This is a genomic window from Xylophilus sp. PBN-3R, assembly GCF_057747805.1.
This window is the reverse complement of sequence record NZ_CM173225.1, coordinates 1201461-1224982: the sequence shown is the minus strand read 5'-3', so window position 1 is coordinate 1224982 and position 23522 is coordinate 1201461. Positions and strand designations below refer to the sequence as shown.

Sequence of the window (23522 nt, the reverse complement as noted above, 5' to 3'; positions counted from 1 at the left end):
GACAACTCGATCCCAATTTTCGCCAAGCCCGCTCGACATTGTCGAATCGGTAGTCGTCTGCAACCACGACAAGCGCCACGGGGCAATACATCGACCTGATTATTTATTCCCTGGACGCCTGCCTTAAACCATTTGATTTTTCCTTGGCGCGCATGAAACCCATGTACCGCACATTCTGCGAATACCCGTCTACCGATGTAAGTACGGCTTATCCCGCCGTCGTTCGGAATCAACGCGCCAAAAAAAGCATCCCAACCCCATTGCAAAGTAAATCCATGCGCAACATCGATTCCGCCCACATATTCCATTCACGACGGACCCGCACGGCGGCCTGGGCCGCGGCGTTCATACTGGGAAGCGTTCTCGGCATGGCTTCGCCGGCACAGGCCCAGGCGTCCACCGCGCCATGGAAACTTGTCGATTCCGAAGCCACCATGCCGGCGCTCGGTGAAGGCCACAGCGGCATCGTCTTCATGAAGCTGGCGAATGCCGATCCGCAGGACGACGCATCTCCAAGCAAGGGCAGCACAGTCAGTGTCTTCGTAGATGGCACCTATCACGCCAGCCTGCCGGCGGCTTCGTGGGCCTATGCCGAAATCTGCCCAGGCGCCCACGTTCTCAGTTCAGGGCAAGACAAAACCATTCTGGCCATCAACGAAGACCAGCCCGGCGGGCAGCGCTACGAATTCGCCGCTGCGACCGTTTCGTATTTCCAGTTGCGCCAGGACGGCCAGGGCATCCCCCAACTGCAGGCCGTGGAGGCAGGCGCGGCCCGCGCAGCGGTGGAACAGTTGCCGAAAGCAGTCCACACCATCTCACGCCTGCAAGCAAAAGACTGTTCCCAGCCGAACGCCGTTCCGCTGCCGGTCCAGACCACGCCGGTGGCCGCTGTGACCCCAGCCCACAAGGTCACCAACTACACGCTGCGGTCTTCCACCTACTTCGACTTCGACGATGCGCGGATGGGCCTCAACCATGGCCGGGGCCTCACCGAACTCGACGACATCGTCAAGAACTTGCATGAGAGCTACGCAGTGGTGCAACACATCGACGTCATCGGTTATGCGGACCCGACCGGTACCGCCGCCTACAACCTGAACCTGTCGCGCAAGCGCGCAGTAACGGTTGCCAACTATCTCGCCCAGGTCGGGTTCGCCCCGTCGATCCTCACCACCAAAGGCATGGGCGCCACGAACCTGGCGGTGCCCGACTGCGCCACATGGCTCAAGACGCCACAGCAGATCCACGCGTGCAACGAACCCAACCGCCGTGTCGAACTCGTAGTCCACGGCATCCCGAAGAACTAAACCATTCCCCGGATACAGGCCGTCGCGATCGACCTGTGCTACGCCCCATCCAGAGATTCCCAAATGAACAAGACCTACACCATCAAGCTGAACTCCGCCACCGGCACGGTTCAAACCATCGAACTCAAGCCTGGCCAGTCACAGGCAACCCTTCTCGAATTGAAGGGACAGGTCAACGTGGAACTGACGGACGCCGTCACCGGCCGCGCGCCACAAAAAGTGTCGGTACGCCGATTGGGCAAGGACCTACACGTCGTTTTCGAGGCAGGAAACCAGGAAGAACCGGACTTGGTGTTGCAAGGTTTCTACGACGCCGGCGACAAGCATCTCGTCGGCTTGGCCGAAGACGGCGAACTCTTCGAATACGTGCCCACTTCGGGCGACAACAATAGCTATGTGCCCCTCTTGCTGGACGGCGACGGCGGCATGCAGGCCCTGGGCGGAAATACGCTGGCAGGTGACGGTTTGCTCACTGCGTTCGCACCGGTCGCCGTAGCCGGATTCTCCCCATGGCTGCTGGGTGCCATCGGCCTGGGTGCACTCGGCGCTGCCGCTGCGATCGCAGGAGGCGGAAACAATGGCGGGAACAATGGCGGCGGCGGAGTGCTTGTTCCCGCCACTCCCACCCAACGCCCCAGCGGCTACATGGACAACGTGGGCCCCATACAGGCTGCCAACAGCAACGCGCCGGTCACCGACGACAACACACCCGGCCTGCATATTGGTGCCCTGCCGCCCGGCGTGACCGGCGCCGTTCTTTATGTGGATGGCGTGGTAAGGCCCTCCATCTACGACCCCGCCACCGGCAACCTGACACCTCAAACCCCGCTGGCAGACGGTAAACATACGCTGGGCTACGGCCTGACCAACCCGGCTGGCACCACACCTTCGAGCCCCACGCTCGAAGTGACGATCGACACACAGCCCCCCACCGCGCCAGTCCTGCATGTGATCGACTCGGACGGCAACGGCAAACCCGACATCACGGGCACTGGCGAGCCGGGGGGCAAGGTCACCATCACCGATCCGACGGGCGCTACACACACGACGACCGTCGATCCCGCCGGCAACTTTTCGCTGGAAATCGACCGGCCCACGACACCGACCGGTGAATGGCGCGCCACGGTGACAGACCCGGCAGGCAACATCAGCCCACCGGGGCGCACCGTCGTGACCGACCTGACGGCACCCGGCGCGCCCATCGTGGACGGCGTCATGGACAACGTCGGCACCATTCTTGGCCTGGTGCCCAACAACGGTGCGACCGACGACAACACACCGACCTACACAGGCACGGCTGAAGCCAACAGCAAGGTCACGCTGTTCAACGACAAAAACCAGATCATCGGCACTACCACTGCCAGCACTACCGGCCAATGGTCGCTGCCGATCACGACGCCCCTACCGGACGGCACCTATACCGTCACCGCAAAAGCGACCGACCTGGTCGGCAACACGAGTCCTTCCAGTGCACCTTTCGTATTTACCGTCGACACCGTTGCCCCCGCTCCGGCCACCATCAGCAGCCTGATCGATGACGTCGGACTCATACAGGGCCAGATCGTCAATGGCACCATCACCGACGACAACAAGCCCACCATGAAAGGAACGGCGGAACCCGGCAGCACCGTGACCATCAAGGATGGCACTGCCGTGCTGGGCACCACCGCGGCGGACGGTTCGGGCAACTGGTCGTTCACGCCTGAAACCGCCCTGGCCGAAGGCAATCATTCCTGGAGCGTGACGGTAAGCGACAGGGTCGGCAACACCAGCACGGCAACCACGCCGATCAACTTCGTGGTGGACACCATTCCACCCAGCACGCCCACCGTGATCACCTCGGTGTTCGACGACCAGGGCCCCGTCACGGGTGCACTGGTCAGCGGCATCACCAACGTGACCGACGATGCGAGGCCACTCATCAGCGGCACCGGCGAAGCCAACACCACCATCATCATCAAGGACGGCGCGCTGCAGATCGGCATGACCACCGCCGATGACAACGGCCAGTGGAAATTCACCCCGACGACACCTTTGCTCAACGGTTTGCATCACATCACGGCGGCGGCCATGGATACGGCGGCCAACGTCGGCCCCGCGTCAGCCGTGTTCGATTTCCTGCTGATCGCCGGCGGCGTACCCACCGCACCTGCCATCACCAACGTCATCGACGATGTCGGCACCATCGCCAACATCTCGCCTTATGGCCTCACCAACGATCCGACGCCCACCGTTCAGGGCACGGCCAAGTCTGGCTACAAGGTCACGCTATACAGCGAGACCGGCGCTGTCCTGGGCACCACTACAGCCGATGCCAACGGCCAATGGAGCATCACCGGCTCGGCGCTGACCGACGGTCCGCACAACCTGACCGCTACCGCGACCGACAGGGCCGGCGAGGTCAGCCCACCGACCGGTGCCTACCCCATCACCATCGATACCCAGGCCCCGACCGCGGCAACCGATCCACTTCTGACCGACAATGTCGGCCCGCTGACCGGTACCATCACCAACGGCTCGAAGACCGACGACGCCACCCCCACCTACACCGGCAAGGCCGAGCCGGGTGCCACCGTCACCGTCAAGGACGGCACCACCACGCTGGGTACTGCACTCGTGGACCAGACCGGGCACTGGAGTTTCACGCCGCTCACGCCTTTGAACGACGGCCCGCATTCGCTCACGGTCGTGGTCACCGATCCGGCCGGCAACGTGTCACCGCCGACGGCGCCCATCACCTTCACCGTCGATACGACAGGTCTGGCGGTCGCCATCCATTCAGTGGTCGACGACGTGGGTAGCATCGTCGGCCCCATGGCCACAGGTGCGTTCACCGACGATCCGCGGCCCACGCTCAACGGTAGCGCCACGCCGGGCGGCGTGGTCAAACTCTATGTCGATGGAGTTGCGGTCCCGGGCGCCACGGCCACCGCCGACGGCGCTGGCCAATGGCATATCACGCCGGGTATCGACCTGACTCAGGGCCAGCATCTGCTGACGGTCACGGTCACGACCACGACCGGAGGCGAAAGCTCGCCAACCGGACCTTTCACCCTCACAGTCGATACGCTGGCACCGTTGCGGCCTGCCATTCTTTCGGCCAACGACGACGTAGGCCCGATTCAAGGCTTCATCCCAGCAGGTAGTTCCACGCCCACAGACGACAGCACGCCCAGCCTCCAAGGCACGGCCGAACCCGGCAGCAAGGTCACCCTGCTGGACGGTGGTCAGCCCATCGGCACCACCATCGCGGACGCCCTCGGCAACTGGACCTTCACTCCCGCCTCACCTCTCAACGACGGAACTCACCAGCTCACCGTAACGTCCACCGACACGGCCGCCAATATCTCGAGAACCTCGGCTCCCTGGAACCTGACGATCGATACCACCGCGCCGACCATCGTTCCTGTCATCACCTCCGTCGTGGACGACCAGGGTGCCGTCACCGGCCCTCTGACCAGCGGCATCACGACCATCACCGACGACGCACAGCCCCTCATCAGCGGCACCTCCGAGCCCAACGGTAGCGTCATCCTCAGGGACGGCAACGTGCAGATCGGCACCGCGCTGGTCAATGCAGCCGGCGTCTGGGCCTTCACGCCGACCACGCCCCTGCTCAACGGTGCCCACCACATCACCGCCACCGGCCTGGACGGCACCGGCAACGTCGGCCCGACTTCGCCTCCGTTCGACTTCACCCTGATCACCGGTGGCATACCCACCGCACCCGCCATCACCAACGTCGTCGACGATGTCGGCACCATCGCCAACATTGCACCGAACGGCGTGACCAATGACCCGACTCCGACCGTGCGCGGCACGTCTCAGCCCGGCACCGTCGTGACCCTGTACGGCGAAACCGGTGCCGTGCTGGGCACCGCCCTGACGGATGCCAACGGTCAATGGCAAATCACCTCACCCGCATTGACGGACGGCCCGCACAGCTTCACAGCTTCGGCAACCGGCGTGAATGGCAATGTGAGTGACCCGACCGGTGTCTACCCGATCACGGTCGATACCACCGCACCCGGGCAATCCACCGGCAACGCCCTGACGGACAACGTAGGGCCCGTGCTCGGCGCTATCACCAACGGCACGACCACCGACGACGCCACACCCACCTTCACCGGCAAGGCCGAGCCCGGCGCCACCGTCACCGTCAAGGACGGCATCAACACCCTCGGCACCGTCCTGGTGGACGCCTTGGGCGACTGGACGTTCACGCCCCCCACCCCTCTGGCCGACGGTGCGCACTCCTTCACCGCCACCGTCACCGACACGGCCAGCAACGTCTCGCCCGCCACCACACCGATCAACTTCACCGTCGATACCCGTGGACAACTGGTGTCCATCAACGCTGTCATCGATGACGTTGGGCCCATCGTCGGCCCGGTGCTTCAGGAAGGCGCGACAAATGACCGACGGCCGACCGCCAGCGGCAAGGCCACCCCAGGCGGCATAGTCAAGCTTTACGACGAAACAGGCGCATCCTGGGGATCCACCGTGGCCGATGGGAACGGCGACTGGGCCATCACCCCGCAGTTCGACCTGCCGGACGGACTGCATAAATTGACCGCAACGGTCACCACCTCCACTGGCGAAAGTGCACCTACCGAAGTTTTCTCCTTCACGATCGACACGGTCGCTCCGCTGGCACCCACCATCGTGTCGGTGACCGACGATGTCGGCCCCATCCGTGGCCCGGTGATTTCCGGCACGCCCAGCGACGACAGCACGCCCACCCTCAAGGGCACGGCCGAACCCGGCAGCAAGGTCACCCTGCTGGACGGTGGTCAGCCCATCGGCACCACCATCGCGGACGCCCTCGGCAACTGGACCTTCACTCCCGCATCCCCACTCAACGACGGCGCCCATGCCATCACTCTGACCGCCACCGACGGGGCCGGCAACACATCCCTGCCTTCACTGCCCTTCAGCCTGGTGGTCGATACCACCGCGCCGACCATCGTTCCTGTCATCACCTCCGTCGTGGACGACCAGGGTGCCGTCACCGGCCCTCTGACCAGCGGCATCACGACCATCACCGACGACTCCCGACCTCTTATCAGCGGCACCTCCGAGCCCAACGGTAGCGTCATCCTCAGGGACGGCAACGTGCAGATCGGCACCGCGCTGGTCAATGCAGCCGGCGTCTGGGCCTTCACGCCGACCACGCCCCTGCTCAACGGTGCCCACCACATCACCGCCACCGGCCTGGACGGCACCGGCAACGTCGGCCCGACTTCGCCTCCGTTCGACTTCACCCTGATCACCGGTGGCATACCCACCGCACCCGCCATCACCAACGTCGTCGACGATGTCGGCACCATCGCCAACATCTCGCCTTACGGCCTCACCAACGATCCGACGCCCACCGTTCAGGGCACGGCCAAGTCTGGCTACAAGGTCACGCTATACAGCGAGACCGGTACGGTTCTCGGAACCACCACGGCAGATGCCAACGGCCAATGGTCCATCACCACACCGAGCCTGCCGGACGGTGCGCATGGCTTCACTGCCACCACCACCGATACCAATGGCAACGTGAGTGACCCGACGGCGACCTACCCGATCACGGTCGATACCACCGCACCCGGGCAATCCACCGGCAACGCCCTGACGGACAACGTAGGGCCCGTGCTCGGCGCCATCACCAACGGCACGACCACCGACGACGCCACACCCACCTTCACCGGCAAGGCCGAGCCCGGCGCCACCGTCACCGTCAAGGACGGCATCAACACCCTCGGCACCGTCCTGGTGGATGCCTTGGGTGACTGGACGTTCACGCCCCCTACCCCTCTGGCCGACGGTGCGCACTCCTTCACCGCCACCGTCACCGACACGGCCAGCAACGTCTCGCCCGCCACCACACCGATCAACTTCACCGTCGATACGTCCGGAGTACTGGTCGCCATCGACCAGGTGCTCGACGATTTCGGATCCATCACCGGCTCGTTGACAAACGGTGCGACCACCGATGATCGACGCCCGACCGTCAGTGGCCAGGCAACGCCTGGCGGTGTAGTCAAACTTTACGTCGATGGCGTCGCCATTCCAGGCGCAACAGCCACCGCCGATAACACCGGGCGTTGGGTCATTACCCCCGCGACAGACCTTGCTCAGGGACTTCATCTGCTGACCGTCACGGTAACGACCCCAGGCTCAGCCGAGAGTCTGCCGACCCCACCGTTCACCCTCACGCTCGATTCGTTCGCTCCGGACGCCCCCGTCCTCGTGTCGGTGACCGACGATGTCGGCCCCATCCGTGGCCCGGTGATTTCCGGCACGCCCAGCGACGACAGCACGCCCACCCTCAAGGGCACGGCCGAACCCGGCAGCAAGATCACCCTGCTGGACGGTGGCCAGCCCATCGGCACCACCATCGCGGACGCCCTCGGCAACTGGACCTTCACGCCCGCATCCCCACTCAACGACGGCGCCCATGCCATCACTCTGACCGCCACCGACGGGGCCGGCAACACATCCCTGCCTTCACTGCCCTTCAGCCTGGTGGTCGATACCACCGCGCCGACCATCGTTCCTGTCATCACCTCCGTCGTGGACGACCAGGGTGCCGTCACCGGCCCTCTGACCAGCGGCATCACGACCATCACCGACGACGCACAGCCCCTCATCAGCGGCACCTCCGAGCCCAACGGTAGCGTCATCCTCAGGGACGGCAACGTGCAGATCGGCACCGCGCTGGTCAATGCAGCCGGCGTCTGGGCCTTCACGCCGACCACGCCCCTGCTCAACGGTGCCCACCACATCACCGCCACCGGCCTGGACGGCACCGGCAACGTCGGCCCGACTTCGCCTCCGTTCGACTTCACCCTGATCACCGGTGGCATACCCACCGCACCCGCCATCACCAACGTCGTCGACGATGTGGGCACCATCGCCAACATCTCGCCTTACGGCCTCACCAACGATCCGACGCCCACCGTTCAGGGCACGGCCAAGTCTGGCTACAAGGTCACGCTATACAGCGAGACCGGTACGGTTCTCGGAACCACCACGGCAGATGCCAACGGCCAATGGTCCATCACCACACCGAGCCTGCCGGACGGTGCGCATGGCTTCACTGCCACCACCACCGATACCAATGGCAACGTGAGTGACCCGACGGCGACCTACCCGATCACGGTCGATACCACCGCACCCGGGCAATCCACCGGCAACGCCCTGACGGACAACGTAGGGCCCGTGCTCGGCGCCATCACCAACGGCACGACCACCGACGACGCCACACCCACCTTCACCGGCAAGGCCGAGCCCGGCGCCACCGTCACCGTCAAGGACGGCATCAACATACTCGGCACCGTCCTGGTGGACGCCTTGGGCGACTGGACGTTCACGCCCCCCACCCCTCTGGCCGACGGTGCGCACTCCTTCACCGCCACCGTCACCGACACGGCCAGCAACGTCTCGCCCGCCACCACACCGATCAACTTCACCGTCGATACCCGTGGCGTACTGATCGCCATCGACACGGTGACCGATGACGTAGGACCCATCCTGGGAACACTGGCCCCAGGCGCCAGCACCGACGACAAGCGCCCCACGGTCAACGGCAGCGCCACGCCAGGCGGTGTCGTCAAGCTCTACGTGGACGGTGTCGCTGTCTCAGGCGCCACTACGGTCGCCGACAGCACCGGCCACTGGAGCATCACACCCTCCACCGACATGCCTGACGGCAGGCACCTGCTGACCGCCACCGTCACGACGACCACGAACGGCGAGAGCTTGCCCGCCGCACCTTTCACCCTGATCATCGATTCCCTGGCACCGCTGCCACCGTCCATCGTGTCGGTGACCGACGATGTCGGCCCCATCCGTGGCCCGGTGATTTCCGGCACGCCCAGCGACGACAGCACGCCCACCCTCAAGGGCACGGCCGAACCCGGCAGCAAGGTCACCCTGCTGGACGGTGGTCAGCCCATCGGCACCACCATCGCGGACGCCCTCGGCAACTGGACCTTCACTCCCGCATCCCCACTCAACGACGGCGCCCATGCCATCACTCTGACCGCCACCGACGGGGCCGGCAACACATCCTTGCCTTCACTGCCCTTCAGCCTGGTGATCGATACCACCGCGCCGACCATCGTTCCTGTCATCACCTCCGTCGTGGACGACCAGGGTGCCGTCACCGGCCCTCTGACCAGCGGCATCACGACCATCACCGACGACTCCCGACCTCTTATCAGCGGCACCTCCGAGCCCAACGGTAGCGTCATCCTCAGGGACGGCAACGTGCAGATCGGCACCGCGCTGGTCAACGCAGCCGGCGTCTGGGCCTTCACGCCGACCACGCCCCTGCTCAACGGTGCCCACCACATCACCGCCACCGGCCTGGACGGCACCGGCAACGTCGGCCCGACTTCGCCTCCGTTCGACTTCACCCTGATCACCGGTGGCATACCCACTGCACCCGCCATCACCAACGTCGTCGACGATGTGGGCACCATCGCCAACATCTCGCCTTACGGCCTCACCAACGATCCGACGCCCACCGTTCAGGGCACGGCCAAGTCTGGCTACAAGGTCACGCTATACAGCGAGACCGGTACGGTTCTCGGAACCACCACGGCAGATGCCAACGGCCAATGGTCCATCACCACACCGAGCCTGCCGGACGGTGCGCATGGCTTCACTGCCACCACCACCGATACCAATGGCAACGTGAGTGACCCGACGGCGACCTACCCGATCACGGTCGATACCACCGCACCCGGGCAATCCACCGGCAACGCCCTGACGGACAACGTAGGGCCCGTGCTCGGCGCTATCACCAACGGCACGACCACCGACGACGCCACACCCACCTTCACCGGCAAGGCCGAGCCCGGCGCCACCGTCACCGTCAAGGACGGCATCAACATACTCGGCACCGTCCTGGTGGACGCCTTGGGCGACTGGACGTTCACGCCCCCCACCCCTCTGGCCGACGGTGCGCACTCCTTCACCGCCACCGTCACCGACACGGCCAGCAACGTCTCGCCCGCCACCACACCGATCAACTTCACCGTCGATACCCGTGGACAACTGGTGTCCATCAACGCTGTCATCGATGACGTTGGGCCCATCGTCGGCCCGGTGCTTCAGGAAGGCGCGACAAATGACCGACGGCCGACCGCCAGCGGCAAGGCCACCCCAGGCGGCATAGTCAAGCTTTACGACGAAACAGGCGCATCCTGGGGATCCACCGTGGCCGATGGGAACGGCGACTGGGCCATCACCCCGCAGTTCGACCTGCCGGACGGACTGCATAAATTGACCGCAACGGTCACCACCTCCACTGGCGAAAGTGCACCTACCGAAGTTTTCTCCTTCACGATCGACACGGTCGCTCCGCTGGCACCCACCATCGTGTCGGTGACCGACGATGTCGGCCCCATCCGTGGCCCGGTGATTTCCGGCACGCCCAGCGACGACAGCACGCCCACCCTCAAGGGCACGGCCGAACCCGGCAGCAAGGTCACCCTGCTGGACGGTGGTCAGCCCATCGGCACCACCATCGCGGACGCCCTCGGCAACTGGACCTTCACTCCCGCATCCCCACTCAACGACGGCGCCCATGCCATCACTCTGACCGCCACCGACGGGGCCGGCAACACATCCCTGCCTTCACTGCCCTTCAGCCTGGTGGTCGATACCACCGCGCCGACCATCGTTCCTGTCATCACCTCCGTCGTGGACGACCAGGGTGCCGTCACCGGCCCTCTGACCAGCGGCATCACGACCATCACCGACGACTCCCGACCTCTTATCAGCGGCACCTCCGAGCCCAACGGTAGCGTCATCCTCAGGGACGGCAACGTGCAGATCGGCACCGCGCTGGTCAATGCAGCCGGCGTCTGGGCCTTCACGCCGACCACGCCCCTGCTCAACGGTGCCCACCACATCACCGCCACCGGCCTGGACGGCACCGGCAACGTCGGCCCGACTTCGCCTCCGTTCGACTTCACCCTGATCACCGGTGGCATACCCACCGCACCCGCCATCACCAACGTCGTCGACGATGTCGGCACCATCGCCAACATTGCACCGAACGGCGTGACCAATGACCCGACTCCGACCGTGCGCGGCACGTCTCAGCCCGGCACCGTCGTGACCCTGTACGGCGAAACCGGTGCCGTGCTGGGCACCGCCCTGACGGATGCCAACGGTCAATGGCAAATCACCTCACCCGCATTGACGGACGGCCCGCACAGCTTCACAGCTTCGGCAACCGGCGTGAATGGCAATGTGAGTGACCCGACCGGTGTCTACCCGATCACGGTCGATACCACCGCACCCGGGCAATCCACCGGCAACGCCCTGACGGACAACGTAGGGCCCGTGCTCGGCGCCATCACCAACGGCACGACCACCGACGACGCCACACCCGCCTTCACCGGCAAGGCCGAGCCCGGCGCCACCGTCACCGTCAAGGACGGCATCAACACCCTCGGCACCGTCCTGGTGGACGCCTTGGGCGACTGGACGTTCACGCCCCCTACCCCTCTGGCCGACGGTGCGCACTCCTTCACCGCCACCGCCACCGACACGGCCAGCAACGTCTCGCCCGCCACCACACCGATCAACTTCACCGTCGATACCCGTGGCGTACTGATCGCCATCGACACGGTGACCGATGACGTAGGACCCATCCTGGGAACACTGGCCCCAGGCGCCAGCACCGACGACAAGCGCCCCACGGTCAACGGCAGCGCCATGCCAGGCGGTGTCGTCAAGCTCTACGTGGACGGTGTCGCTGTCTCAGGCGCCACTACGGTCGCCGACAGCACCGGCCACTGGAGCATCACACCCTCCACCGACATGCCTGACGGCAGGCACCTGCTGACCGCCACCGTCACGACGACCACGAACGGCGAGAGCTTGCCCGCCGCACCTTTCACCCTGATCATCGATTCCCTGGCACCGCTGCCACCGTCCATCGTGTCGGCGTTCGACGACGTCGGCCTGCACAAGGGCGAGGTGGCCGACGGCGCCCCGACCGACGACACGACGCCACGGTTTTCAGGAACGGCCGAGCCAGGAAGCAAGATCACCGTGATGGACGGGGGCCAGGCCATCGGCACGACACTGACCGGCACCGACGGAAAATGGAGTTTCACGCCACCGACGCCTCTCAACACCGATGGCGCGCACACCATCACCGCAACCGCCACCGATGGGTCCGGCAATGTCTCGCCACCTTCGGGCCTGTGGGTCGTACTGATCGACACGACCAAACCGTCGGCGCCGGCCATCCTGCGCAACGATGACGACGTGGGTATCTACACCGGCAACATGCCCAGTGGCACGCCGATCGATGACACCACCCCGACCTTGTCCGGGACGGCAGAAACGAACAGCACCGTCACCATCAAGGATGGCGGTACGGTGATCGGCACCGTCACCGCTACCGCGGGCGTGTGGGTCTTCACGCCCACTTTCCAGCCCGGCAACAGCACTCACCTGCTCACGGTCACATCCACCGATACGGCGGGCAATGAAAGCACGCCGACTCCGTTCACCATCGTGATCGACACCGTGGCGCCACTGACGCCGGTGATTTCGGCCAGCAACGACAACGTGGGCATCTACCAAGGCGACATCGCCAGCGGCGCGGCGACCAACGACACGACACCCACCATGTCGGGCACGGCCGAGCCGAACAGCCTGGTCACCCTGTTCGACGGCACACAGGTCATCGGCACCACCCAGGCCAATGCGGACGGAACCTGGGCATTGACCACACCCACGTTGGTCGGCGAGGGTGCGCACTCCATCACCATGACCGCTACCGACAGAGCGGGCAACATATCCCAGCATTCGGCTATCTGGACGGTGTTGATCGACACCATTGCGCCGCTCAAACCGACCATTACGGCGTCGAACGACAACGTCGGGCTGTACCAGGGCGACATCGCCAGCGGCACGCTGACCAACGACACCACGCCGCTGATGTCGGGTTTCGCAGAGCCAAACAGCCTCGTCAGCATGTTCGATGCGGGCGTCTCGATCGGCACCGTCACGGCTACCGCCCTGGGCACGTGGCGTTTCACACCCACACTGGCGGGTGACGGTAACCACGCCATCACGGTGACGGCCACGGATGCTGCCGGCAACACGTCGTTTTCGTCGGAGATATGGACGGTGGCCATCGACACCACGCCGCCGCTCAAACCCGACATCCTGGCATCCAACGACAACGTGGGCATCTATCAGGGCGACGTGGCCAGCGGCACGCCGACCAACGACGCAACGCCCACCATGTCAGGTACGGCGGAAGCGAAAAGCCTGGTAAGCCTTTACGACGGCGGAGTGTTTGCGGGGTCGGCCAGGGCGGATGAGTCCGGCCACTGGATCATCACTCCGACGCTTGTCGGAGACGGCGCACACACCATGACCATCACGGCCACGGATTCGGCAGGTAATGTTTCATTCTTGTCCGACGTCTGGACCGTCCAACTCGATACGACCGCACCGGCGTTCGGCAGCAACCCGAATACCTCGGTCAACGAAAACACGGGAATAGGGTCGGTGATCTACACCGCGGCCACATCCGACGCTTCAAGTGTGACCTATGCCCTGACCGGCGGTCCCGATGTAGGGTTCTTCTCGATCAATCCGGCCACGGGCCAGGTGAAGCTTGAATTCCGGCCCGATTATGAAAGGCCAATCGATTCGAGCCGGAACAACGTCTACAACTACACCATCACGGCTACCGACTCTGCCGGCAACCAGACGACACAAGATGCCTCACTGACAGTGTTGGACGTGCCGGAGCAACCTAGCATCACCATCACCCAGGGCGGCAGTGGCCTATGGGCGATGTCGGGCGCAGGTGGACTGGGCTCGACCAAAAACCACTTTATCGTCGGAAAATTGAGTTCCGATATGGCGGTGACATACACCACCAATATTTCATTCATCAAGGTTGCAACTGACGGCACGATCTATACCAGCAGCGCGGGTGGTGGCGACGTATCCCCCAGCGAGTGGCGTAATACATTTGGGTCGGCAAGCAATTATTTGGCGCACAGTTTTCAGATAACCGCCACCTCGTCCAACGGTGAAAGCACCACGATTACCGTCAGCATTCAGATATATAACGCCCTCGGCACCCCTTCAGGCTACCCTGATTACGACCCACATTACAATTCTTCCTACACGCCGCCGGTCGTATTGGACTTGAACCACGACGGCAGCATTACCTACAACGACGCCCAAGTCGATGTGAACGGTGATGGTCAGACCCATACGTCTGCATGGGTCGGCAAGGAAGACGGTGTATTGATCTGGGACAAATACCACGATGGCAAGGTACATGACAGCAGCCAATATGCATTCGCACAATATCTGGCCGGTGCCAAGACCGACTTGGAAGGATTAAAAGCTTTCGATACCAACGGCAACGGGAAACTCGATAGCGGCGATACCATCTGGAAAGAAATGCGGGTCTGGCAGGACCTGAACGGCAACGGTGTCAGTGACGCCGGCGAGATCAACACCCTCGAAGAATGGGGCATTACCTCGATCGACCTGAAGTCAGACGGCGTTGCAAACGTTCCGACCAGTGGCGTATATGAAGCCGGCAAAGGGTTTGCCACCCTCAAGGACGGCAGCCAGATGGTGCTGACCGACGTTTCGTTCGACACCCGGACCATTGATCACGGTAATGCGGTCGCCCACCCATTCATTTTGGATCTGAACCACGACGGCAAGATCAGCTACGGCAAGGATCTGATCGACGTCAATGGAACAGGCACGAAAGAGCTGACGGCCTGGGCCGGCAAGGATGACGGGGTTTTGGTATGGGACAAATTCCACGATGGCCAGTTGCATAACAGCAGCCAGTATTCGTTCGGCTCACTCACCGGAACCGACGCGGCCCTGCAGGGCCTGAAGATTTTCGACACCAGCGGCGACGGCAAACTCGACAATCACGACGTATTGTGGAACGAACTGGGTGTGTGGCAGATCAATGCCGACGGCGTCGGCTCCATGAAAACCTTGACCCAGATGGGCATCCAGTCGATCAGCCTGGTGTCGGACGGCGCCACCGGCAAACCTGCCGACGGTGTGACCGAGGCGGGCAGAACCACGGCTTCGTTGACCAACGGCGGGACGATGGTGGTGGCGGATGCGACGGTCAGCCATGTGTCCATCGACACACCGGCCCCGCCACCACCGCTGTCCTACCTCGATCAAAACCAGCATGTAGTGATCTGACAGGCTGCGCAGCGCACCGTCACGACTTCAGGGTCTACGCATGGCACGGCCGTTTTCCTACCCGCCTGCCCGGCGGCCGCGCAAGGCCCTGCCGGCGGGCCATCCTCTTTCGAAGATGTTGCAACGGGCCGGGTCGGCTGGGCCGATGGTCGACCCGGATGCCTTGTCGCCCGAGGCGAATGCGCTCTATGCCCGGGCGCTGGAACAATTCAAGCGCAATGCGCTGAACGAAGCCGTCGCCCTGGTCGACAGGGCGCTTGCGCCCGCGCCCTTCAACCGGCATCTGTTGCAGTTGAAGGCAGCGATCTGCACATCTCTGCATCGGCTGGACGATGCCGATGCCATCTGGAAGGGCCTGCTGGAACGCTGGCCCGACGATGCACAGTTGCTCTGCAACCTGGGCCTGTATGCCCTGCGCCAGAAGCGCCACGATCAGGCACTCGCCCTGCTATCGCGGGCCGTGGCACTGGACTCGCGCAATGCCGACAGTCAGCTCAACCTGGGCGTCTTGCATGCCGCAGAGCATCGGCACGAGCAGGCCATGGCATGTTTTGCACTGGCGCTTCAGCAGGCGCCCGCGAACGCCGAAATTCATTTCAGCATCGGATGCTGCCTGCAGGCCCAATACCGGCTGACCGAGGCCCACATCGCCTACGAACGTGCGCTGGCCCTGGACCGCGGGCATTTCGGTGCTCGTTCCAACCTGGTGTTCACCCAGCATTACCTGGACGACTTCGATCCCGCCACGAACCGGCAACACGCCGAACGTATGGGTGCATCGCTCACCCGCCATGCACCCACCGTACGGCTCCCGGCGATCCATGCCGGCGGGCTCGATCGCGATAAGAGGCCGCTACGGGTAGGGTTCGTATCGCCTGACCTCAGCACCCATCCGGTAGGCTATTTTCTGGAAGCCATGCTGGCGGCGCTGCCGGTGGGCGAAATAACGCTGCATGCCTATGCCAACAGCCACGTCCACGACGATCTTTCCGAGAGATTGCGACCGGCCTTCGCCACCTGGCACCAGGTAGTGGACTGGTCGACGGCCCGACTGATGCAGGCCATCGTGGACGACGGCATCGACGTCCTGATCGACCTCGCGGGCCACACCAGAGGCAATTCGCTGGCCTGTTTTGCGCGCCGGCTGGCGCCCGTGCAGATGAGTTGGCTCGGATACTTTTCCACCACCGGCCTGGCCGGCATGGATTTCGTGCTGGCCGATCCGGTATCGGTGCCGCTGCAGGAAGACCGCTTCTTCACCGAAAAAGTGATCCGCCTCCCACACACCCGTTACTGCTTCAGTCCCCTGAAGACGGCGTTGACCGAGCGACGTCTGCCAGCCGAGCGCCGACAGGGCGTGACATTCGGTTGTTACCAGGCGCTGGCCAAGATCAACGGGCGGGTACTGGCGGCATGGGCCCAGATTCTGGCGGCGGCACCCGCAGCTCGGCTACGCATCCTCAGCGCGCGGCTGGACTCCTCGGTCGTGGTCGCCGCTTTCCGACAGCGCCTCGAATCAGCCGGCCTGCCGCTCGGCCGGGTCGAGACCCTGCCGCCGCTGCCCTATGACAACTACCTGCAAAGCCATGCCGAAATCGATGTGCTGCTGGACACCTTTCCCTACCCCGGCGGCACGACCACGGCCGAAGCCCTTTACCTGGGCGTGCCGACCCTGACGCTGGCATTGCCCGGCATGCTGGGCCGCCAGGGCGAAGCCATGCTGAAGAACGTCGGGCTCGACCGCTGGGTGTGCCTGGATGAAGCCGAATATGTCAGCAAGGCGTCGGCGATCGGTCAGGGCGAAGTGTCCTGGCTCGCGGAGGCGGCCGACCTGCGTTCACGTGCGCCGGCCGTTGTGGCGGCCAGCCCGCTCTACGACGCCCCCCGTTTCGCACGTGACTGGGTGGACGCCCTGCAAGAAGCGTGGCGGCAGGCCACAGCCGCAGCCGACGCCTGAATCCGGTCAGAGCAGACCGGCGCGCCCGACGAATTCGCTGGGCCGGCTTGCATGGACGTACAGGCGCAATGCCTGCCGTGCCCGGGTAACCGCCACATAAAACAGGTTGGCCTCATCGGTCGGGCTGCCGCCCTGGTAAGGGAATTCGCCCTGCTCCAGGAAAGGCAGAAGCACTTCTTGATATTCAAGGCCCTTGACCGCAGCCGCTGTCGCCAGCGTGATGGCGCCGCTGCGTTTCATGCCCTTCTGTCTGATCGCCGTCTCATTGAGATGGCCGAAGAATGTCCGGGTATCGGGGTAATGCGATGCCAGGGAACGCAAACCGGTCAGGTTGCGCACCGCGCCCGCGCGCCGATCCGGCCGCACCAGCGCCTGGGCGATGAACCAGGGCATGTCGAGCGCTTCAAGAAAGCGCGTGAACCGGCGAGGACCATCTGTTTCAGTGCCTACCGACATGGCAGCGCGCAAACGCTGTGCGGCTGCCGGCTCGGCCTTGCGCAGCACATGGTTCTCCAGAAACATCGGCAGGTTTTCAGCATTGCCTGCGAAGTCGCGCAGGGCTTCGGCCATGAGCTGATCCTGCGTGGCGCCCGGCCTTTCCGGATCTTCGTCGAATCGGGTGCTGCAGAACAGCCTGAAGGCCTGCACCAGCCGCAACTGGGTGTCGCGGCCGGTCAGGCTGGCGAAGTCGCGTCCGACGATGGCCAGCAGACCTCGCACCATCAGCACTTCCGGTCGCAGCAGATAACTTTCCAATCCTAGCGCGCGGTAAGGAATGCCAGCCTGGATCAGCGCGTTCTCGATGGTGATCGACTGGTGTTCGTGACGCAGCAAGACTGCCAATGACGGCGACTTACCCCCCTTCTTGCGGCCTGCGCGCACGGCCGCCAACACCAGGTCGCAGCAGGCGTCTTCGTCGGCGTAAGGCGTGACCGATACCTGGGTGACCAGTCCGCCGCCGGCCTCCAGCGGCTTGCCGATGAACTGGCTGGCGGGCCGTGCCAAGGCGGCACCGAAACGAAAGCTGGCCTTCAGCGGCAGGACTGCCGAACTGCGCCGCGTGTCCTGTTCGATGCGCCCTTTCATGAAGGCCGCATCGGCGCCGGCGGCCGCATGGATGACCTGATCGACGTCGCCCACGCCGGTGAAGAAGGTGCTGCGACCGCCCAGCAGATGCAGCAGGATGGTGAACATTGCCTCGTTCATGTCGTGCATCTCGTCGACCAGCAGCACCCTCAGGCGTGCCGGCCAGCCATCGGGCGAGACATCGATCCCGTCTTCGTGCTGCCGCAGAAGTAGACGCGCGAGATCGTAGGTCGCGTCGGCCGGGCCACGGAATGCCGGGTGATCCGGATGTCCGCCGGCCCGCAGCCTTTCGTAGGCCTGCAGCAGGCGCAGCGTCATGTAGCGCTGGCCCATTTCGGCCGCATCGTCGGGTGTCAGGCGGCCTTCGGGCGCCTCGCGCTGCAACTTGAGCGTGCCCTTGAGCCAAGCCATGTTGTCCAGGAACTCGGAGACGAAACCGGCGTCGCCCTGCGATGGATATTCCAGGTCGTCCGGCCAGCGTTCGTCCTGCTGGTCGGATATCTGCTGCACCGCCTGCCAGACCACCGTCCGCAGTTCTTCGGCACCCGGCCGGTCGGGCACACGCTCGCCGCCTTCCAGGCGCAGCAGCACCGAAGCGGCGAAGGCGTCGAAGGTGGTGATGCGGAAGTCCTGCACCACTGCGGGCGGAACGCCGACGGCGGCCAGTGCGTTGCGAAAGGCTTCGCAGGCCGCTTCGGTGTAGGTGAGCACCAGACAATCGGCAGCCAGTGCGCCGCGTGACCAGGCCTCGGCCAGCCGCAGCGCCAGTGTGGTGGTCTTGGCAGCGCCGGCTCGCGCCTCGACCAGCAGCGTCGGCGCGGTGGAAGTCTGGATGGCGCGCTGCTCGTCCGTGGGCAGCAGCAGTTCGGCCGATGGAACGAAGTGCGGAACGCGCTCCGCGGGGCTCACTGCTTGCCGCCGGCAGGAGACGCGCCCGGCACCGTGCCCGCCTGTGCCACCTGCAGCCCGTTGTCGCGGGCGAAATTCATGACGAAATCCCAGGCCATGGCGTCGTAGTCGCGGAGGTCGGGATGCACCACCACGCACTTGATACCGTTGATGGTGGTCGGGATGCACCAGGGCGAATAGCCCAGATGGCTGCCGGGACGAGGTCCGCCCGGGCGAAACGAGCTCATGACACCCGCAAGGCGCTCCGCCCAGTCGCTGGGTCGAAAGGTGCGGCCATCGGCGGTGACGCCCTGGATGAAGACTTCTTTGGTGTAGGCGACCATCGGGTATGAGGCAAACAATCCGGCAGGCCGCGGAGATCATCCACTGGCCCAGGACCGCCCGCATTCTAGCCTCGGCCAAACAAGCCGGAGGGGTTTACCCCGGCATTCCGCGGTGCCGCGGCCCGCATCGGAGTCATGCACGAACAGCAACGAAGCCGACTTGCAGCCCGCCTAAAATCCGGCCATCCAACGCCAGCACCTGAAAGAAAAGAACCGCATGACCGCTTCCACTGCCTACGACGATCCGCATGTGATGAACACCTACGGCCGCCTGCCGATCGCCATGTCGCACGGCGAAGGCATCTGGGTCTGGGACACCGAAGGCCGCAAGTACTTCGACGCACTGGGCGGTGTGGCCGTCAACACCCTGGGCCATGCGCATCCCAAGCTGGTGCCGGCGCTGCAGGACCAGATCGCCAAGCTGATCCATTGCTCCAATTTCTACCATGTGCCCAACCAGGAAGCGCTCGGCGCAAAGCTTGCCGAACTTTCGGGCCTGACCAATGCCTTCTTCTGCTCGACCGGCCTCGAAGCCAACGAATGCGCACTGAAGCTGGCCCGCAAGTTCGGCCATGACAAGGGCATCGAGCGTCCGGAAATCGTGGTCTACGAACACGCCTTCCACGGACGCTCCATCGCCACGCTGTCGGCCACCGGCAACGTGAAGGTGCAGAAGGGTTTCGGCCCGCTGACCGAAGGGTTCGTGCGGGTGCCGGTGAACGACATCGAATCGCTGAAGAAGGCGACCGAAGGCAATCCGAACGTGGTTGCGGTGTTCCTGGAAACCATCCAGGGCGAAGCCGGCATCGTGCCGATGCGCTGGGAATACCTGCGGCAGGTGCGCGCGCTGTGCGACGAACGCGACTGGCTGATGATGATCGACGAAGTGCAGTGCGGCATGGGCCGTACCGGCAAATGGTTCGCCCACCAGTGGGCCGGCATCAAGCCCGACGTCATGCCACTGGCCAAGGGCCTGGGCTCCGGCGTGCCGATCGGCGCGGTGGTGGCGGGCCCCAGGGCCGCCCACATCTTCCAGCCGGGCAACCACGGCTCGACCTTTGGCGGCAACCCGCTGGCCACCCGCGCGGGTGTCGAGACCATTCGTATCATGGAAGAAGAAGGCATCGTCGAAAATGCCGCCAGGGTGGGCGACCACCTCAAGCAGGCACTGCAATCGGCCCTGTCAGGCGTGGCCGGTGTGATCGAAGTGCGCGGACAGGGCCTGATGCTGGGCATCGCGCTCGACCGTCCTGCCGGCGCGTTGCTGCAGAAGTTCGCCGACGCCGGCCTGCTGGTCAGCATCCAGGCCGACAGCGTGGTCCGGCTGGTGCCGCCGCTGATCATCACCGCGGCCGAATGCGACCAGCTGGTCGCCCTGCTGCTGCCGGTCCTGAAGGAATTCCTGGCCCAGCCGGGTTAAGCTTTCACCTGACTTCTGCCGGCGCGTGCCGGCCCGCGCCGTGGACCTCCACGGCGTTCCTTTTTTCTGACATGCACTTGTTGCCTTCGAAGCCATGACCGAACCGATCCGCCATTACCTGCAGTTCAAAGACTTGCAAGCCGACGAGTACGCCTGGATCTTCGAGCGCGCGGCCAGGATCAAACGCATGTTCAAGGCCTACGAGAAGTACCACCCGCTGACCGACCGCACGCTGGCGATGATCTTCGAGAAGGCCTCCACCCGCACCCGCGTCAGCTTCGAGGCCGGCATGTACCAGCTGGGCGGCAGCGTGGTGCACCTGACCACCGGCGACAGCCAGCTGGGCCGCGCCGAACCCATCGACGACAGCGCCAAGGTCATCAGCCGCATGGTCGACATGGTGATGATCCGCACCTTCGAACAGGAAAAGATCGCCGCCTTCGCCGCCAACTCGCGCGTGCCCGTCATCAACGGCCTGACCAACGAATTCCACCCCTGCCAGATCCTGGCCGACGTGTTCACCTATATCGAACACCGCGGGTCCATCCAGGGCAAGGTGGTCGCCTGGGTGGGCGACGGCAACAACATGGCCAACACCTGGCTGCAGGCCGCCGAGCTGCTCGGCTTCACGGTGCACATCAGCACGCCGGGCGGCTACGAGGTCGACCCGGCCGTGGCCGGCGTCACATCGACCAGCTGCTACAAGGTCTTCAAGGACCCTATGGACGCCTGCCGCGATGCAGACCTGGTGACTACCGATGTCTGGACCAGCATGGGCTACGAAGCCGAGAACGAAGCCCGCAGACTGGCTTTTGCCGACTGGTGCGTCGACACCGAAATGATGGCCGTCGCCAAACCCGACGCCCTTTTCATGCACTGCCTGCCCGCGCATCGCGGAGAGGAGGTCGAGGCCGACGTCATCGATGGACCGCAATCGGTGGTCTGGGACGAAGCCGAAAACCGCATGCACGCCCAGAAGGCGCTGATGGAATATCTGATGCTGGGCAAGGTCGGGGCCGTAGCCGGCTGAAACAGCGCGGGGCCGTGAGAAAATCATGGGCTCGCTGCACCGCAGCCCTCTCACACGCACATGCAGGACCCCATGGAAGCAGAACGCATCAACAGCATCGGCAACAACCTGATCGACCTGTCCGCTCGGACCCTCGATCTCCGGGGGTATCTTTGACTTCGATACCAAAGCTGATCGACTGAGGACCGTTACCGCCTCGCTGGAAGACCCCAACGTCTGGAACGATCCTAAAAAGGCCCAGGAACTGGGCAAGGAAAAGAAGGCGCTCGACGATGTCGTGCTGACCATCGAGCGGCTGACGACCGAACTCGCCGACAACACCGAGTTGTTCGAGATGTCGAAGGAAGAAGGCGATGAGGACGGCATGCTGGCCATCGAAGCCGAAGCGGCGAACCTGGCCAAGGACATCGAGCAGCTCGAGTTCCGCCGCATGTTCAACAACCCGGCCGATCCGTTGAACTGCTTCATGGACATCCAGGCCGGCGCCGGTGGCACCGAAGCCTGCGACTGGGCAAGCATGCTGCTGCGCCAATACCTGAAGTACGCGGAACGCAAGGGTTTCACCACCCAGATCGAAGACGAGACCGCGGGCGACACCGCCGGCATCAAGGGCGCCACCATCAAGATCGAGGGTGAATACGCTTTCGGCCTGCTGCGCACCGAAACCGGCGTGCACCGCCTGGTCCGCAAGAGCCCGTTCGACTCGTCCGGCGGCCGGCACACGTCGTTTGCCAGCATCTTCGTTTACCCCGAAATCGATGACTCGATCGAGATCGACATCAACCCTTCGGACGTGCGCACCGACACCTTCCGCGCTTCAGGCGCCGGCGGCCAGCACATCAACAAGACCGACTCGGCGGTGCGGCTGACGCACATTCCGACCGGCATCGTGGTGCAGTGCCAGGACGGCCGCAGCCAGCACAGCAACCGCGACGTCGCCTGGAAACGACTGCGTTCGCGCCTGTACGACCACGAGATGCGCAAACGCCAGGAAGAGCAGCAGAAGCTCGAGGACAGCAAGACCGATGTGGGCTGGGGCCACCAGATCCGCAGTTATGTGCTGGACAACAGCCGTATCAAGGACTTGCGCACCAACGTCGAAATCTCGGCCACCCAGAAGGTGCTGGACGGCGACCTGGATGCCTTCATCGAAGCCTCGCTGAAACAAGGCGTCTGAAGTAGCCCGGCGCCCGTGCGCCGGCTTCACAATGCTCCCGAACACGCCGGGCCCGCAGTCTGCCGACTGCAGCCCGGCGGCCAA

General features: G+C 64.2%; 8 protein-coding genes. 6 read left to right on the top strand and 2 right to left on the bottom strand.

The annotated features are described in order from the left end of the window. Positions 1 to 152: 152 nt before the first annotated feature. The 3 genes from AC3ANW_RS05560 (at position 153) to AC3ANW_RS05550 (ending at position 17493) form a co-directional block, all read left to right on the top strand. The gene (locus tag AC3ANW_RS05560) at positions 153 to 1307 is read left to right on the top strand and encodes an OmpA family protein (protein ID WP_488345358.1); all 1155 of its coding nucleotides are present in this window, start codon (positions 153 to 155) and stop codon (positions 1305 to 1307) included. Positions 1308 to 1370: 63 nt separating this feature from the next. Continuing rightward, positions 1371 to 15536 carry an Ig-like domain-containing protein gene (locus tag AC3ANW_RS05555; protein ID WP_488344207.1) on the top strand — a complete coding sequence of 4722 codons (14166 nt, stop codon included), beginning with the start codon at positions 1371 to 1373 and terminating at the stop codon, positions 15534 to 15536. 40 nt (positions 15537 to 15576) lie between these two features. Continuing rightward, a complete protein-coding gene (locus tag AC3ANW_RS05550) occupies positions 15577 to 17493 on the top strand; it encodes an O-linked N-acetylglucosamine transferase, SPINDLY family protein (RefSeq protein ID WP_488344206.1) in 1917 nt (638 codons plus the stop codon). A gap of 6 nt (positions 17494 to 17499) precedes the next feature. On the opposite strand, the gene AC3ANW_RS05545 is transcribed toward AC3ANW_RS05550, so the two are convergent. Both AC3ANW_RS05545 and AC3ANW_RS05540 read right to left on the bottom strand, forming a co-directional pair. Next, on the bottom strand, positions 17500 to 19488 hold the full coding sequence (locus AC3ANW_RS05545) for a 3'-5' exonuclease (RefSeq protein ID WP_488344205.1): 1989 nt from the start codon (positions 19486 to 19488) through the stop codon (positions 17500 to 17502). Beyond that, positions 19485 to 19811, bottom strand: coding sequence for a DUF3579 domain-containing protein (locus AC3ANW_RS05540; RefSeq protein WP_488344204.1), 327 nt, complete (start codon positions 19809 to 19811; stop codon positions 19485 to 19487). The genes AC3ANW_RS05545 and AC3ANW_RS05540 overlap by 4 nt, the downstream gene beginning before the upstream one ends. A gap of 217 nt (positions 19812 to 20028) precedes the next feature. Here AC3ANW_RS05540 and AC3ANW_RS05535 point away from each other — a divergent pair, with 217 nt between their 5' ends. From AC3ANW_RS05535 to prfB, 3 genes are all read left to right on the top strand, one after another. Continuing rightward, the gene (locus tag AC3ANW_RS05535; RefSeq protein ID WP_488344203.1) at positions 20029 to 21231 is read left to right on the top strand and encodes an acetylornithine/succinylornithine family transaminase; all 1203 of its coding nucleotides are present in this window, start codon (positions 20029 to 20031) and stop codon (positions 21229 to 21231) included. 94 nt (positions 21232 to 21325) lie between these two features. Further along, on the top strand, positions 21326 to 22261 hold the full coding sequence (gene argF / locus AC3ANW_RS05530; RefSeq protein ID WP_488344202.1) for an ornithine carbamoyltransferase: 936 nt from the start codon (positions 21326 to 21328) through the stop codon (positions 22259 to 22261). Positions 22262 to 22333: 72 nt separating this feature from the next. Continuing rightward, a protein-coding gene (gene prfB / locus AC3ANW_RS05525) for a peptide chain release factor 2 (protein WP_488344201.1) occupies positions 22334 to 23438 on the top strand; the annotation gives its coding sequence in 2 pieces (ribosomal slippage) (positions 22334 to 22414 and positions 22416 to 23438; 1104 coding nt in all). Positions 23439 to 23522: the final 84 nt, after the last annotated feature.